The 13922-nt window shown below is 62.0% G+C and carries 13 protein-coding genes; 8 read left to right on the top strand and 5 right to left on the bottom strand.

Annotated features, from left to right (window positions below):
• Window positions 1–196: 196 nt before the first annotated feature.
• Window positions 197–481: a hypothetical protein gene (locus WH87_RS06870; RefSeq protein WP_046137911.1), complete on the bottom strand. Its 285-nt coding sequence runs from the start codon at window positions 479–481 to the stop codon at window positions 197–199.
• 377 nt (window positions 482–858) lie between these two features.
• Here WH87_RS06870 and WH87_RS06865 point away from each other — a divergent pair, with 377 nt between their 5' ends.
• From WH87_RS06865 to WH87_RS06850, 4 genes are all read left to right on the top strand, one after another.
• Window positions 859–2631 carry a PAS domain-containing sensor histidine kinase gene (locus WH87_RS06865; protein WP_197410741.1) on the top strand — a complete coding sequence of 591 codons (1773 nt, stop codon included), beginning with the start codon at window positions 859–861 and terminating at the stop codon, window positions 2629–2631.
• A complete protein-coding gene (locus WH87_RS06860; protein ID WP_046137910.1) occupies window positions 2628–3737 on the top strand; it encodes a peptidoglycan-binding domain-containing protein in 1110 nt (369 codons plus the stop codon). The genes WH87_RS06865 and WH87_RS06860 overlap by 4 nt, the downstream gene beginning before the upstream one ends.
• On the top strand, window positions 3738–4088 hold the full coding sequence (locus WH87_RS06855) for a DUF1491 family protein (RefSeq protein WP_046137909.1): 351 nt from the start codon (window positions 3738–3740) through the stop codon (window positions 4086–4088).
• An 80-nt stretch (window positions 4089–4168) separates the two neighbouring features.
• On the top strand, window positions 4169–5116 hold the full coding sequence (locus WH87_RS06850; protein ID WP_046137908.1) for an ABC transporter substrate-binding protein: 948 nt from the start codon (window positions 4169–4171) through the stop codon (window positions 5114–5116).
• 7 nt (window positions 5117–5123) lie between these two features.
• On the opposite strand, the gene WH87_RS06845 is transcribed toward WH87_RS06850, so the two are convergent.
• Entirely contained in the window at window positions 5124–6266 is a 1143-nt protein-coding gene (locus tag WH87_RS06845; RefSeq protein ID WP_046137907.1) for a DUF2336 domain-containing protein, read from the bottom strand.
• Between the two features lie 351 nt (window positions 6267–6617).
• Between WH87_RS06845 and WH87_RS06840 the strand changes: the two genes are divergently transcribed.
• Complete coding sequence (locus tag WH87_RS06840) at window positions 6618–7439, top strand: hypothetical protein (RefSeq protein ID WP_156458133.1); 822 nt, start codon at window positions 6618–6620, stop codon at window positions 7437–7439.
• A 290-nt stretch (window positions 7440–7729) separates the two neighbouring features.
• Here the strand turns inward: WH87_RS06840 and WH87_RS18920 are convergent, their stop codons facing one another.
• The 3 genes from WH87_RS18920 to WH87_RS06825 are packed head-to-tail and all read right to left on the bottom strand — an operon-like array spanning window position 7730 to window position 11043.
• A complete protein-coding gene (locus WH87_RS18920) occupies window positions 7730–8308 on the bottom strand; it encodes a DUF1254 domain-containing protein (protein ID WP_052726243.1) in 579 nt (192 codons plus the stop codon).
• On the bottom strand, window positions 8305–8877 hold the full coding sequence (locus tag WH87_RS06830) for a DUF1214 domain-containing protein (RefSeq protein WP_052726242.1): 573 nt from the start codon (window positions 8875–8877) through the stop codon (window positions 8305–8307). Before WH87_RS06830 ends, WH87_RS18920 begins: the two co-directional genes overlap by 4 nt.
• 3 nt (window positions 8878–8880) lie before the next feature.
• A complete protein-coding gene (locus WH87_RS06825) occupies window positions 8881–11043 on the bottom strand; it encodes a transglycosylase domain-containing protein (RefSeq protein ID WP_046137942.1) in 2163 nt (720 codons plus the stop codon).
• Between the two features lie 134 nt (window positions 11044–11177).
• On the opposite strand from WH87_RS06825, the gene WH87_RS06820 reads away from it, so the two are divergent.
• The 3 genes from WH87_RS06820 to WH87_RS06810 all read left to right on the top strand — a co-directional run bounded on the left by WH87_RS06820 (window position 11178) and on the right by WH87_RS06810 (window position 13884).
• On the top strand, window positions 11178–11633 hold the full coding sequence (locus tag WH87_RS06820; protein ID WP_046137905.1) for a YcgN family cysteine cluster protein: 456 nt from the start codon (window positions 11178–11180) through the stop codon (window positions 11631–11633).
• A 93-nt stretch (window positions 11634–11726) separates the two neighbouring features.
• Window positions 11727–12377, top strand: coding sequence for a diguanylate cyclase domain-containing protein (locus tag WH87_RS06815; protein WP_082092527.1), 651 nt, complete (start codon window positions 11727–11729; stop codon window positions 12375–12377).
• A 250-nt stretch (window positions 12378–12627) separates the two neighbouring features.
• Window positions 12628–13884, top strand: a complete 1257-nt coding sequence (locus WH87_RS06810) for an Hsp70 family protein (RefSeq protein ID WP_046137903.1) — start codon at window positions 12628–12630, stop codon at window positions 13882–13884.
• Window positions 13885–13922: the final 38 nt, after the last annotated feature.

Here is a 13922-nt window from a genome sequence, read left to right as displayed (position 1 = left end):
GCCTCATGAAGTTCGAGCGAACTCGAATACAACGCTGGGCACGTCAGAACGATCCCATCACCCATTGGGACGTTGGAAAAGAAAAAGCCCCAAGCACGGGGCAGCGTGCTTGGGGCAGGACCAGGGTCGTTGGAGTGGCGTCGCTTGGGGAAGTGACACAACCCTGGGGTAATTCACGGGGGCCTGATGGCTCCCTTTAACCCGCCCAGTCCGGACGAGGCCGGGGGAAAGGCACCGGACTGATGGCTGGCGACTCATGCATGGGAGAACCAACCGACGGGGAGGACGAAAGTGCTGCCGAGATGACGGCCTTGCCGCCGACGCACTGAAGGGTGTCGCATTCAATGGACTGGATCTGCTGCGCCACCACCTGGCTGCCTGCAGCCATGGTCTGGTTCGCGGCCGTGCTGAAGTCGAAGCCGGGCTTGATCACCATAAAGGCAACCGTCAGCCAGAATATCGATCGAACCACCAGAAACATTGCGAATTCCGTTTGTTTTGACAGCCACTGCCCGTGCTGCATGACACACACTATGCCCGTCCCATTAAGCGGGATTAGGACATTTCGATAAAATTTGAATCAAATTGTCGGGCGGGTCGTAACGCAGGCAACACCTTGTTTACGCTAACCATAGAAACCGCATCGTGCCGGGCCGCAAGCGGTCTGGAGAGGCTCTGATTTAAGAGCGTCTTAGCTCCTTGAGCGCCAGTGTGAGGACAACAAGACTCGGAAATCATTCGAGCAAGACAGGGTGTTAAGGCCTTGTTCAAGGTGCCGCCTGGCACCGTTCCGCTGGCGTCGAAGTAGTGAGTATTGTGTGTATGCGTAGCCTGTTCTCTTTCGGCGCAAGCAAAGAGATGAGTCTGGCCATCGCTGGTACGGGCCATCGCCCAGAAATGCTGCGCCGTAACACGGTCGCTGACAACGCACGTATAGCTATTGTTCTCTCCGGTCTGCTGATGCCGTTCGCCATTTATTGGCTGATCGCTGGCTCGGCGCTCCCCTTCGTCATTTCTGCAACCGGCCTCGTCGCTGGCATGATCACGCTGTCGCTGCATCAGCGCCGCCTGTTCGAGCATGCTGCGGCAGGGCAGGTCTATGCCCTGTTCTTCGTCGGCCTTCTGCTGTCGCTCGCAAGTGGGCATATTGCCGACGCCGGGCTGGCTATCGCCGTGATGGCGCCGGTGTTGGCCTCGTTGATCGGCCGCCCTGAGTTGCGTCGTCAGAGCTGGATGATCCTTGCTGGCTTTGTGGCGCTGGCCTTCGTGACCAACCTGCTGTCGCTGCCAGTCTTTCCAATGCCAACGAGCGTGCTGTTTGGCACCTCGGCGTTGAGCTTTGCCGTCTGCGTGACCATCGTGCTGCACTCATCGCACCGCATCAGCGTTGCCTTTGAAGTCTACGACAAGTCGCAGGTTAACGCCTATCGCCACCTGATCGAGCACGTTCAGGATGCCGTGATCCGGTTCTCCAGCGACGGCGAAGTGCTGCTGGCCTCGCGGACCTCCGAGACGTTGTTTGGCTGCCGCCGCTATGAGCTGTCGGGCAGTGGGCTTGGCGAGCGCATGCATGTGCTGGATCGCCCCGCCTACCTCACCGCTTTTGCTGACGCCAACCAGGGCGGCAAGGTGCGCACCATCGAGGTGCGGATGCGCCAGGATGATCCGCGCGCTACGGCTCTGCCGCGCTTTATCTGGGTCGAAGTCAGCCTGTCGCCCGTATTGGACGCCGCCACCGAAGGTGTGCGCCATGAAGTGGTGGCGCTGTTCCGCGACATTACCGACCGCAAGGACAATGAAGTGGCGATGGCGGAAGCCCGTCGCGCCGCTGAAGAAGCCTCCGAAGCCAAGTCGCGCTTCCTCGCCACCATTGGCCACGAGCTGCGCACGCCGCTCAACGCCATTGTCGGCTTCTCGGAAATGATGACCAGCGGCATTGGCGGCGAGCCTTCGGCCACGCACAAGGAATATGCCGGGCTGATCCACCAGAGCGGGCGCCATTTGCTCGAAGTGGTGCGTATGCTGCTCGACATGTCCAAGATCGAAGCAGGCAAGTTTGAGCTGCAGACCGAACCATTCATGCCAGCAACCATCGTGCAGCCATGCTTCAACATGCTTGAGGCAGCCGCACAGGAACGCGAGATCCGTCTCGTCGCCAATATCGCCAGCGATATGCCGATGCTGATGGCCGACGAGCGCTCATGCCGCCAGATCCTGCTGAACCTGATGTCGAACGCCATCAAGTTCAGCCATCCCGGTGGCACGGTGACCGTGTCGCTGAAGCGTCAGGGGCAGGCGATCAATCTGTCGGTGAGCGATCATGGCGTGGGCATGGCCCCCGACTCGATCAAGCGGGTTGGCGAAGCCTTCTTCCAGGAGCAGAATGGTCTGGCCCGTCAGTATGAGGGTACCGGTCTCGGACTGTCGATTGTCAAGGGGCTGGTGGACCTGCATGAGGGCACTTTGCGTGCCATTTCCGAAATCGGAGCGGGTACAACTATGACAGTTTTACTGCCCATAAACGGTCCGGCAACTAACGTCGTCGAGACTGACACCGTAACCCCACTCCGTAGAGAGCCAGCCGCCGCTCCAATCATTCCATGGCAAGACGAAAAAAGAAAAGCGCAATGACAGCATCCACCTTCACGCACCTGCCCCTCGCGGCGGGCAGCGCTGTCGCATCTTCTCTGGGACGCGCAGGCAGCTGGGCTTGGGCACGCTATATGCGGGCTCCGCTCTCTTCGACCGGTCTTTTGGCCATGGTGACGTTGACGGCCCTGGCGGCCAGTAACGCCCTGTATTTCCAGACCACGCGTCATCCCGCGCCGTTCTTTTCGCCTGCCATCACGGTCGCCGATGCGCCGGTGCCCATGGCTGCGCCAGCACAGCTTCAGGCCGTGCCTGTCGAGCAGGCATATGTGCCAGCGCAGTCGACCGGGAGCGTTGCTCCCGTCGTGCAGCAGCAGGTTATTCCTGATGCGCCCGTGGGCAACAAGCAGGCTTTCGACGTGCAGAAGAAGCTGTTCGAGCTTGGCATGTTCCATGGCAAGGTCGACGGGTTCTATGGCCCGCAGACTGCTACCGCCATCCGCATGTTCGAGCAGCGCAACGGCATGACGCCGACCGGCGCACTGACGCCAACGGTGGTTGACGCAATCCTCAAGGCCGATGCATCGGGCAGGGCGCAGCGCGCCGCCGTCGTGGCGCCGGCACCCGTGGTGCAGCCCGCTCCGGTGGTGCAGGCGCAGGTGATCCAGCCTGTCGCGCCGCCACCAGTGATCCAGCAGGCCACTACCGGCGCTCAACTGCCGCCATTGACCCCAGTTGACCGTGCTGTGGATACCGTTGGTTCGGCCACGGCGCAGACACTCGACGCCATTGTTGCGGCAGTTGATGGCCGAGGCGCCTCGGTTGCCGCTGCTGCAGCACCCGTGCCTTCAGCGCCTGTAGCTGCCGCCCCAGTGCAGGCCATGCCGGCGCCGGTTCAGGTGGCGTCGCTGGACAACAATGCACCGCCGCAGCGGGAAGTTCAGCCCGCCAACAATACGCAGCTGGTCAGCCAGATACAGCGTGGGCTGGCGAGCCTCGGGTTCTACCACGGCTCGATTGATGGCCATCCGGGCGATGCCACGGCACGGGCGATCCGCGAGTTCGAGAACTTCCACAGCTACCGCGTCACCGGACAGGTCAATCCTGATCTGGTGGGTCTGCTGCGCGACTCTGGCGCGTCGATCTAATTGTCCCGCCTTCGCAGCGATTTGTGGTGTTCCGCCTTCGTGCGGCGCCACAATGATCTCGGCAATATGTGTGTAATGTCGCGCCGCGGCGACCCGATCGCCGGACAGGTGTTCATTGAGGTTGATCACCTCGATGGCACTCGTTCGCTGTTCACGCCTGCGCCCATGAGCAGCCTTGATGATACTGCCGCCCTGGTGTTTCAGCGCCGCTTCAGCCATGCCGAGCCCGGCAAAGTGCGGGACCGTATCGCCCAAGAAATCAATTTCGATCCCGATCTCTGGGTGATCAGCCTCGATCTGCGCGGCGATGACCCGGGGGTGGAACTGGACGTGGGGTCGCGCAACCTTTAACAAGATAGTTGCACTCATATTATTGCCAATCGGGCTGGTACGGATGCGTGCCGGCCCTTTCTGTTTTGGAGCGTCTAGCCATGTCCCTGAAATCGCTATCCCTTGCCTTGTTGGCGGGACTCGCCATCACACCGGCCTATGCGGCTGATCGTACGGTGGAGACCATCAACGGCACCGTGACGATCCCCGAAGCGCCGCAGCGCATCGTCGTTCTCAACTCGGCCTTGGCGGGATCGGTCTATGTGCTGGGCTTTGACGTGCTGGCAGTGGGCCGCTCAGCGCGGGCGACCACGGAAGAGGGCTATTCGAGCGTTTGGGCCGAACAGGCCCGCAAGTCGGGCAGCACGGTCGTCGACTTCACCGACAATGGCTACAACATGGAAGAGATCCTGGGGCTGGAGCCTGACCTCATCATTGGGGGCGGGCAGGGCTTTCCCGGCCATCTGACGACGCAGGCCTATGACCAGCTGAGCGCGATTGCTCCGACCGTGCTGGTCGATCGGGCGATCAACACCTGGCAGGGCGAGATTGCCTATCTGTCGGACGTGCTGGATCGTAAGGACGAGGCAGACGCGGCGGTTGCCACGTATGAAGCGCGGGTGGCCGAGGTGAAGGCTGCCATCACGCTGCCGCCGCAGCCCACCGTGTTCCTGTTGCCGCTTGAGGTTGGCGCGCCGCCTTATTTCCTGCCCGAAGGCTCGGCGACGCCGCAGCTGTTCGCTGAGGTCGGCTTTGAGCCGGACAAGCTGACCGAACGCTTGCCCGATTTCGCAGCCTATGGCACCGGCGACTCTGTGGAAGTGGGGATGGAGCGGGTTTCCGACGTGCTGACCGCGCCAACCATGATCGTGGTGCCATGGGATGCCGAAGGCACCAAAGTTGCGGACCTTGCGGGTGACCCGATCACCGGCAAGCTGCCTGCGATTGTATCGGGGCAAGCCTATGACTTCCCCGATTACGCCTATCGTTTCGACTATTACGGTGCGCTGGCGACGCTCGACCAGATCGAGCAGACCTTCGCCAAATAAATCCAGCTTAGCTGGCGCGCTTCACTCCGATGCGCGCCAGGGCCTCGATGGCCTGATCGACAACAGGATTGTTGGTGGCGCTGACCGAATTCTGCTGGCGACGACGTTCGATGAATGGACGGTATTCTGGCTTGGCCAGCTCCAGCAGGTTCACTTCGCCGCGCCATGCGCTCATCAGGTAAGCCATTGATTCCGGCGTGACGTTGCCAAAGAGCGTGGCGTAGTCGGCCAACGCCCGAGAGCGCTCGGTGTCGTGGCTGGTGGCGTGGATCAGAACCTTGAGGCCATCATAGGCGGTGGAGCCGAAGGCGCGCAGAATCACGAACAGCGAGGCCCCGGTGACGTCATGGGCGATCTGCCCGCAGCGGACTTCATCAAGGCCGGTGATCTGGGAGAGCAGGCGCGTGACTTCCGGGCGGCGGTTCTCGGAGAACAGCTTCATCAGGGCCTTGGTCAGATCCTGCGTCGCGACGGTCAGTTGTTCGATGGTCTTGCGGATCGGCGCGACCGGGGTTTCGCGGTGCGTGAAGGCGTGGATGACCTTGATGCGATCCTGATCGGACAGATCAAAGAAGGCTGGCGCCAGCAACGCCGCGTCGAAGTCGTCACGCTTGGCGAGGGACTCGGCAACGATGTGGTCCATCTGCGCGGAACGGGCGAGGGCACTGAGGTAAGCGCCACGTGGCACGATGTGGAGGTTTGCGGCCAAGGCCCGGTAAACCTTACGCGAATTCATCTGGAACAGCTTGGCCAGCACCACATTGGAGAGGTCCGCGCGGGTGGCAATGGTGGACGCTGCGGCCACATCATAGCGCCCGATAATGTCGAGCATGGTTGCTTCGCTGAGATCGACGGCGCCGCTGAGGAAGCTGATCAGGTCTTCGCCGATATTTTCGACAACGAGCTGCTCAAGGGTCGGCGAGAGCACTTCGGCGCGGCCGAGGATGGCTGCGCCCTTGGCGCGCGCTTGTGGTCCGGCGATGGGGAACAGGCGCGTTGCGAGCGCTTCAAACTGTTCCATTTCGGGATGAGTTGGCTTGCCGCGGCGCGTATAGGCGTCGCATGCGGCGATCAGCAGCGTGTTCGTGCGATCGACGCCGCCGGTCTCGATCAGAAGCTGAAACGTCTCGTAGGGCTGAAAACCAAGCATTTTATCGGGGACCGTCGACTCGCATTCGCATCACATTTGATGCGTTCCCACTCTTGCCGCGAATTCGTTAGCAGACTGTTAACCTTGACGATCTCTTAATGACGGAAAGCGCGAGGGGCGTCGCGCACGCTGATTTGCAATGACACGCATACCCCCGTGGGGAAGGGGAGCGCACTGAGATGGAGGCAGGCTTGGGAAAGCTCGTCAAATTCGATGCACGGCCGAAAACCGCTACCGCAGGGCCATATCAGCCCCGGACCGCCCAGATATTGATGTTCACCGGGGTTCGTTATGAGCGCGGCACGCCGCCTATTGAAGATCGTGTCGACCCACCGAGGCCGAAGCGCAAACGTGGCTGACCATCTCGGCGCCCTGTTGCGCGCCAGCTCCTTTATCGTCCTAGCCGGATTGGCCGCAGGCTGCGTTGCGCGACCTGTGGGTGATTTGGGCCGTGCGGCTCCCAGCTTCACCCATGATACGGCAATGCCGGTGGTCGGGGATTTCATGGCGCGCCAGCGCAAGGAAGCCGTTTCCAATTTCAACAAGACCGACCAGGAAACCGAGATGCATAACCGCGTCTGGCGGTTTCTCGTCGCGGCCCATGCCAAGGACTGGTTCTACGACACGGCGGTAGAGCTGCAGCGCACGCGCCTCACGGCAGCAACGGATCTGAGCTTCAAGGTCGATCGCTATTACGGCTGGCTCAAAAACACGCCCTACCAATCCTCCCGTACGCGCTACAATACGGTGGGAAGCCACATTACCGCCGATATCGATACGGTGCCGTCGACCTTCGCGGCGATCTGCGCGGTGATCGAGGTGGATCGGCAGCGCGCTGAAGCGCTGCGGGCGCTGAGCGGGCTTGATCCGAAAGCTGCCAGCGACGTGGCGGCGCGCAAGCAGGAGAACGATGCGAGTATCGCCTGGTTCGTGCGGGCGCTGAACTATCGTTATGACAGCTACAGCTACGCGCTCAACAATCTGCTGGTGGAAACGCCGCATGAGCAATCACTGGCCGTGGATGAAGCCCTGCGCCGCATGTCGGGCTATGTGACCCGCGCCAATCGCGGTGATTTCTGTGGTGGCCGCGTGACCAGTTCGGGCGGCGGCACAGCGATCATTCCGTCGCGGTTCCAGAAGTTCGGCGACAACGAAATCGTGCTGCCCAAGTAAGGGCGATTGATGTGGGGCCTTCGTGCCCATTCTCAGCGTTGCCCCCCTCACCCTAACCCTCTCCCCTAGAGGGGCGAGGGGACCCGCTCTGTGGTTGGGGGCGTGTCCAGCAACCCTATGCCGCAGTCGTCTCCCTCCCCCTTGTGGGGAGGGATCTAGGGTGGGGGTGATTGGGCGTGGTGCGCGGGGAGAGATACCCCCACCCGGCTCGATCACGGACTTAGCAGGCTAAGTCCTATCTCGCTTTCTCTCCCCACAAGGGGGAGGGAGGTCGACTGCGGGCTTGGTGGCTAGTTCTGCTCGGGTTCGTCAGCTTCGCTTGCTACACTCCGTGTGCCGCAGGTGATGGCGGCGAGGCGGTCTTCGAAGCGTTTGCGCATGATCTGGTGGGGTGGCGCGAGGCGGACGAGCACGAAAAGCTTGTTGGACTGCGCTTCGACCACCAGCAGGCCCTCGGTGATGTCGAGTTGCTGCTGGGCGAGCAGGCGCGTCTGGGCGGCGTTGAAGATGCCCATATCGACGGTTTGGCCGATGCCATCGCGGTTGGTGGTGGAATAAGTGACAACGCCGGCCTCGTCGAACACGGCGACAGACCAGAAGGCGTCGGGCAGCGAACCGTTGAGATAGGCCGGACCCTCGGCCAGATCGACCTGACAGATGCCGTAGCTGAGTTCGGGATCTAGCCCCAGCGGATTGGGCTGGCCGGGCGCGACGGCGGGCAGGACCCGCATGTGGTTTTGCGCGTTGAGCGCGGTGACCCGCGTCCAGACGGTTTCCTGCGTGAGGCCGGGCAGGGCAAGGATGACGACGATGTGGATGATGCCGCCGAGAATGGCGCCAGCCAGCAGCCAGAGCAAAGCGCGGATCATCGGCAATCCCCCTTGAGAATGCGGGGCATGGTCTCGTCGTCGCTGAAGCCGGAGAAGGCGGCGGTGTCGTAGAGGTTGAGCACGAGGCTGAACGGTCCGTTGCCGGTGAGTTCAAGCCAGTTGCCGGGCTGAAGCCGCGTGCCGAAATTGAGCTGGATCGAGCCGTCATTGGCGCGGGCAATATCGGTGGAGCGGAATGCGGCAAGGCCATCGGGCACGGCGATGTTGACGCCGGTCTCGTCAATGGCAGAGAGCGTCCAGAAAGCGGCCAGCGGGGTCTTGCCTGCAACACGGTAGCTGCAGGCGCGGATCAGTGGATTGCCCAGGCTGTCATTGCGGGCGACGAACTGAACACCCTCGCTCTGGCCCAATTGCAGCCCGGCTTCGCGCGCCAGATGGGCGCGGGTGTAAGGATTGGGCGCATCGGAGCCGACATCTGGCCATGCCGCCCAGGGGCCAACCTGCGCAACGCCAAACAAGCGCCCATCGGTGAGCGCGTAATAACTGAGCCCAAAGCCAACGCCGAGGGCAACCGCAATCATCATCAGCAGATAGAGGACAAACCGCACCGATCAGAGCCCCGACGTCAAAGCAGGGAGATCGGCATTGGCCTGATCACTGAGCGGCGTATTGGAGCGCAGACTGGCCTCGAAGAGATCGGCCAACACGACGAGCTTGCGCGCCGCCTCGGGCGTGAGGTTGGGCGGACGCTCGGGGATGGGCTCGGCTTCGGCAGCAGGATCGACTTCGGCAACCACGGTCTTGGCCGGCACAAAATCGACGCCGAAGACCGGCAGGATGTCGATATTGGTGTGGGCATAAGCCATAAATTTCTGCCAGGCGATGGCGGGCAGCGTGCCACCGGTCAGGTTGTTGGTGGAATGATAGTCATCATTGCCGAACCAGACCGAGGCGACGTAATTGCCGGTGAAACCGCAGAACCAGGCATCGCGGTAGGACGAGGTGGTGCCCGACTTGCCGACGGCCGGAACGCCAGCGACTTCGGCGCGACGGCCTGTGCCGCCGGTGACGACAGTGCGCAGCATGTAGTTCATGTTCTGCACCGTGGTTTCACTGAGGATGCGTTCGCGCGGGGCGGTTGGATCGGTTTCAAACACCAACTCGCCATTGAGTGTCGACATGCGGGTAATGCCATAGGCGGGCGTTTTGTAACCGCCGCTAGCCAGCACGGCATAGGATGACGTCATGTCCATTACCGACACCGAGGCAACGCCAAGGGCGAGCGACCGGGTGACGGGATAGTCGGCGGTGAGGCCCATGCGGTGGCTGAGCTCGGCAATGGAGTCCCGGCCGGTCTTGATCGAGAGCGTGACGGGCACGGTGTTGAGCGACTGCGCGAAGGCGCTCTGCAGGGTCACGTTGCCCTTGTAGCTGCGGCCATAATTCTGCGGGCACCAGTCGCCGATGCAGACGGGGCGGTCGGTGATGGTGTCGGACGGCTTGAGGCCGAGCTGCTCGAAGGCTTCGGAATAAACGAAGATCTTGTAAGCCGAGCCGGGCTGGCGGGTGGAGACAATGGCGCGGTTGAACTGGCTTTTGCCGTAGTCCATGCCGCCGACCATGGCGCGAATGGCGCCATTGGTGTCGGTGACGACCATGGCCGCCTGGCTGACGTCGTATTGCTGGCCCTGTTCGCGCACGGTGGAGGTGATGGCCTCCTCGGCGTATTTTTGCAGGGTGGTGTCGATGGTGGTGCGGACCACGAAATTATTGCTGGCGTGCTGATGCTGCTGGATGAGCTTCTTGGATTCAGCAAAGGCCCAGTCGAGGAAGTAGTTCGGTGAATTGGCGTCTTCGGTGCGATTGACCGCTGAGGCCGGGTGGCGGCGCGCGGCAGTGACCTGACCTTCGGTGAGAAAGCCCGCCGCGACCATGTTGGATAGCACCAGATTGGCGCGGCCACGGGCAGCGGCCAGATCGATATGCGGCGCGTAATTGCCCGGGGCCTTGAACAGCCCCGCCAGCATTGCGGCTTCGGCGAGGCTGATATCCTGCACGCGTTTGCCGAAATAGTACTCGGCGGCGGCAACAACACCATGATTGCCGCCGCCCATATAGGCGCGGTCAAAGTACAGCTTGAGGATCTCGTCCTTGCTGTAGTGCCACTCGAGCCAAACGGCGAGGAAGGCCTCGTTGATCTTGCGCTCGAGATTGCGCTCTGGCGTGAGGAAGAGGTTTTTCGCCAGCTGCTGGGTGATCGAGGAGCCGCCCTGCGTGCTGCGATCGCCCGAGGCATTGCTCATCAGGGCGCGCAGCGTGCCGACCACGTCGATGCCGAAATGGTCGTAAAAGCGGCGGTCTTCGGTCGCGAGCGTGGCCTTGATCAGATAATCGGGCATATCGGCCAGCGCGACCGAATCGTCGGAGCGAATGCCGCGACGGCCGATCTCGGTGCCGAAACGGTCCTGGAAAATGACCGAGTAATCTTCGGCCTTGTTGAACTCGCCGGTGGCTGTCGCGTCGAACGCGGGCAGGGCCATGGCGGTGACCAGCACAGCGCCTATGGCACCGAACGTGAAGGCGTCTGACAGCAGCTCGACGAACAGGCGGCGGAAGCCGGAGACATGGAAAATGCCCATGAAATCCTGAAAACGGGTGTAGCCGCGCCCAAGCCATTGCCAGAATTCGTAGAGGGAAGAGTCAAGCCATGCGTCGGCCGCCAACATGTTGCCCGACTTCTTGCGCTTTTCCTTGGTATAGAACGGATCCTGCAACGCGTTTTCCCGGTTTCGTCTGGCGCAACTTTTGGGCCAGCCCATCCTGCCACGCAACACAATCGCTGGAATATGATTGCACTGCGGGCGCGACAGGCGCACACCGACAATACGCATACCACCACCGGGTTAAGATGGCCTTCTGGGAAGAAAAATCGCTGGATGAAATGACCGACGCGGAGTGGGAATCACTCTGCGATGGTTGCGGGCGCTGTTGCCTGATCAAACTGGAGGATGAGGATACCGGTATCCTCATCACGTCGGACGTGCGCTGCAAGCTGCTCGATGGCGACACCTGCGCCTGCACCGACTATCCGGGGCGGCAGGCCAAAGTGCCCGATTGCATCAAGCTGACGCCGCGCAATGTGGCCGAGATCAAATGGATTCCGACCACCTGCGCCTATCGCCGCCTTGCCGAAGGCAAGGGGCTGGCCTGGTGGCACCCGCTGGTTTCGGGCGATCCGCAGACCGTGATCGATGTCGGTGTATCGGTAAAAGGCCGGACTTTCCTCGAAACCGAAGTGCAGGCCGATGAATGGGAAGAGCACGCAGTCGACTGGCCGGAGTGGGAGCCGCCCGAGACGCTTTAGGTGAACAGACGTAAGTAATTTACAGGCCATTAACTATGTTGTGGCCAGATCAGACCGTGTGAATGCACTGGCAAGCCCAGGACAGGCGACGGTATGACTGACTCCACTCTCAGCACTTCAGCAGACGATCATTTCTGGTCGCGGGTGCGCAATGCACTGGGCGCAATAGGCCAACGACGCGCCCGGGTGCCGGCCTATGGCCAGGCGGCGATTGCCCGCACCATCGGCATGAAGCCCAAGCTGGGCGCGCGCATTGAAGAAGAGTTGGTCAGCGGCTGGAACCGCGCCGCAACCCAACATGTGTCGCTGAGCCTGCTGGTCATCGAAATCGACCGCTTCCGCGAATACTTCACCGCTTATGGCAAGCCGGCGACCGACGCGACGACGGGCAGGGTGATGCAGGCCATTGCCGACGCTCTGCCGCGCGATGGCGATCTGTGCCTGCGCATGGGCCGCGCGACCTTTGTCATCGTGCTGCCGGACTTGCCGGCGCTGATGGCGCGGGCGACCGCCAAGAACATCACGACGGCCATCCGCAAGGCGGGCCTGCCGCACAAGGACAGCCACGCCGGCAGCATCACCCTGAGCATGGGCCTTGCCGTGGGCAATCCACGCGGTGCCTATGACAAGAAATTCTTCGAAGCCGCTGCCGAGGCGCTGAAAAAGGCGCAGCGCAAGGGGATCAACCGCGTTGAATCGGTCGACCTCCGCCCCGCGCAGGAAAAGAAGCGCAAGGCGGCTTAGGCTTTTCGCCTTCTCCATCTCCACAACCACCGGCGCTTCCCGCGGACTTGATCCGCGGGTCTCTGTCCCCTCACGCCGGGCTGCGAGCGCCCCCCGGATCAAGTCCGGGGGAAGCGATTGTGCATGGGGGATTATGGTGCCCAGAGCCACCGCACCGCACACTCTCCCGGTTGCCAGTTTCGGTTCAAGCCATTAAGAGGGCCGTCCCTTCTGCGCCGCCGAGGCGCCTCCCCATGATGGATGTGCTGACATGACCCACATTTGCGGCCTCGACTTTGGCACGTCCAACTCGACCTTTGCCCAGCTCAACGCCAATGGCGTGCCGCATCTGCTGGGGCTGGAGGATGGCAAGCAAACCATTCCAAGCGTTATCTTTTTCGGCTTCGAAGATGATACGATCCATTTTGGCCGCCAGGCGGTTGCTGAATATGTCACGGGTGCCGAAGGCCGCCTGATGCGCTCGCTGAAAAGCGTGCTGGGTACGGCGCTGATCGGCGACAGCACGCGTGTCAAAGCGCGGAGCTATGCTTTCATCGACATTTTGGGCATCTTCATCGCCGAGCTGAAGCGGCGCGCCGAGGCCGAAGCTGGTGGGGTGATCGAGAACGTCGTTGTCGGTCGTCCCGTGCATTTCGTGGACGAAGACCCCGTGGCCGACGCCGAGGCGCAGAGCCAGCTGGAAGGCGCGGTGCGCGCACAGGGCTTCAAGCATATCGATTTTCAGTTCGAACCCATCGCAGCCGCGCTCGACTATGAGCGGCAGGTGACGAGCGAGAAGCTGGCGCTGATCGTCGATCTGGGTGGCGGTACATCGGACTTTTCGGTGGTGCGGGTTTCGCCCGAGCGGGCCAAATCGGTGGACCGGGCTGGGGACATTCTGGCCACCGCCGGTGTGCATATCGGTGGCACCGATTTTGACCGGCTGCTGTCGATGAGCAAGGTGATGCCCGAGCTGGGGCTGGGCACGCGCACCAAGGATGGCAAACGCCATCTGCCGGTCGCGCCATACTATGATCTATCCACCTGGCACCGCATCAACCGGCTCTATAACGCGCAGACCTATCGCGACCTGCGCGGCACCCGCAACGAGGCGCAGGCGCCTGAGCGGGTCGAGATGATGATCGAGCTGATCGAGGATCGTCTGGGACACCGACTGGTGGGCGCGGTGGAAGCGGCCAAGATTGCTCTGTCCGATGCCGACAGCACCGAGTTCGTCTTCCCGGTGCGCGACCAGAATATCGAAACGCTGATGCGCATTGGCGATCTGACGGCGGCGCTGGAAAACTCGGTGGAGCGGATCGAAGCGACAATCGCCGAAACCCTGCGCCGCGCCGGGGTGGCACTGGGCGATATCGACAGCCTGATCCTGACGGGTGGCTCGACGCAGGTGCCCGCCATTGCCGGTCGGCTTGAGGCGCTGTTTCCAGAGGCCGAACTGGTGCGCACAGACGTTTTGGGCAGCGTGGGGCTTGGCCTGGCGCTGGACGCAGCGCGCAAGTTTCGCTGAGATAATCCAATTCCTGGATCGTCACCCTTGGGCCCGGC

Source organism: Devosia epidermidihirudinis (genome assembly GCF_000971295.1).
GTDB classification, from domain to species: Bacteria; Pseudomonadota; Alphaproteobacteria; order Rhizobiales; family Devosiaceae; genus Devosia; species Devosia epidermidihirudinis.
The sequence above is the reverse complement of the archived record's forward strand: the minus strand, read 5'-3'. Positions and strand labels throughout refer to the sequence as shown.

What these genes read in the sequence shown, in the direction of transcription:
- WH87_RS06860 (WP_046137910.1), top strand. Translation starts at nt 2,628, where the DNA reads ATGACAGCATCCACCTTCACGCACCTGCCCCTCGCGGCGGGCAGCGCT.
- WH87_RS06820 (WP_046137905.1), top strand. Translation starts at nt 11,178, where the DNA reads ATGGCCTTCTGGGAAGAAAAATCGCTGGATGAAATGACCGACGCGGAG.
- WH87_RS06850 (WP_046137908.1), top strand. Translation starts at nt 4,169, where the DNA reads ATGTCCCTGAAATCGCTATCCCTTGCCTTGTTGGCGGGACTCGCCATC.
- WH87_RS18920 (WP_052726243.1), bottom strand. Translation starts at nt 8,308, where the DNA reads ATGATCCGCGCTTTGCTCTGGCTGCTGGCTGGCGCCATTCTCGGCGGC.
- WH87_RS06865 (WP_197410741.1), top strand. Translation starts at nt 859, where the DNA reads ATGAGTCTGGCCATCGCTGGTACGGGCCATCGCCCAGAAATGCTGCGC.
- WH87_RS06845 (WP_046137907.1), bottom strand. Translation starts at nt 6,266, where the DNA reads ATGCTTGGTTTTCAGCCCTACGAGACGTTTCAGCTTCTGATCGAGACC.
- WH87_RS06810 (WP_046137903.1), top strand. Translation starts at nt 12,628, where the DNA reads ATGACCCACATTTGCGGCCTCGACTTTGGCACGTCCAACTCGACCTTT.
- WH87_RS06815 (WP_082092527.1), top strand. Translation starts at nt 11,727, where the DNA reads ATGACTGACTCCACTCTCAGCACTTCAGCAGACGATCATTTCTGGTCG.
- WH87_RS06870 (WP_046137911.1), bottom strand. Translation starts at nt 481, where the DNA reads ATGTTTCTGGTGGTTCGATCGATATTCTGGCTGACGGTTGCCTTTATG.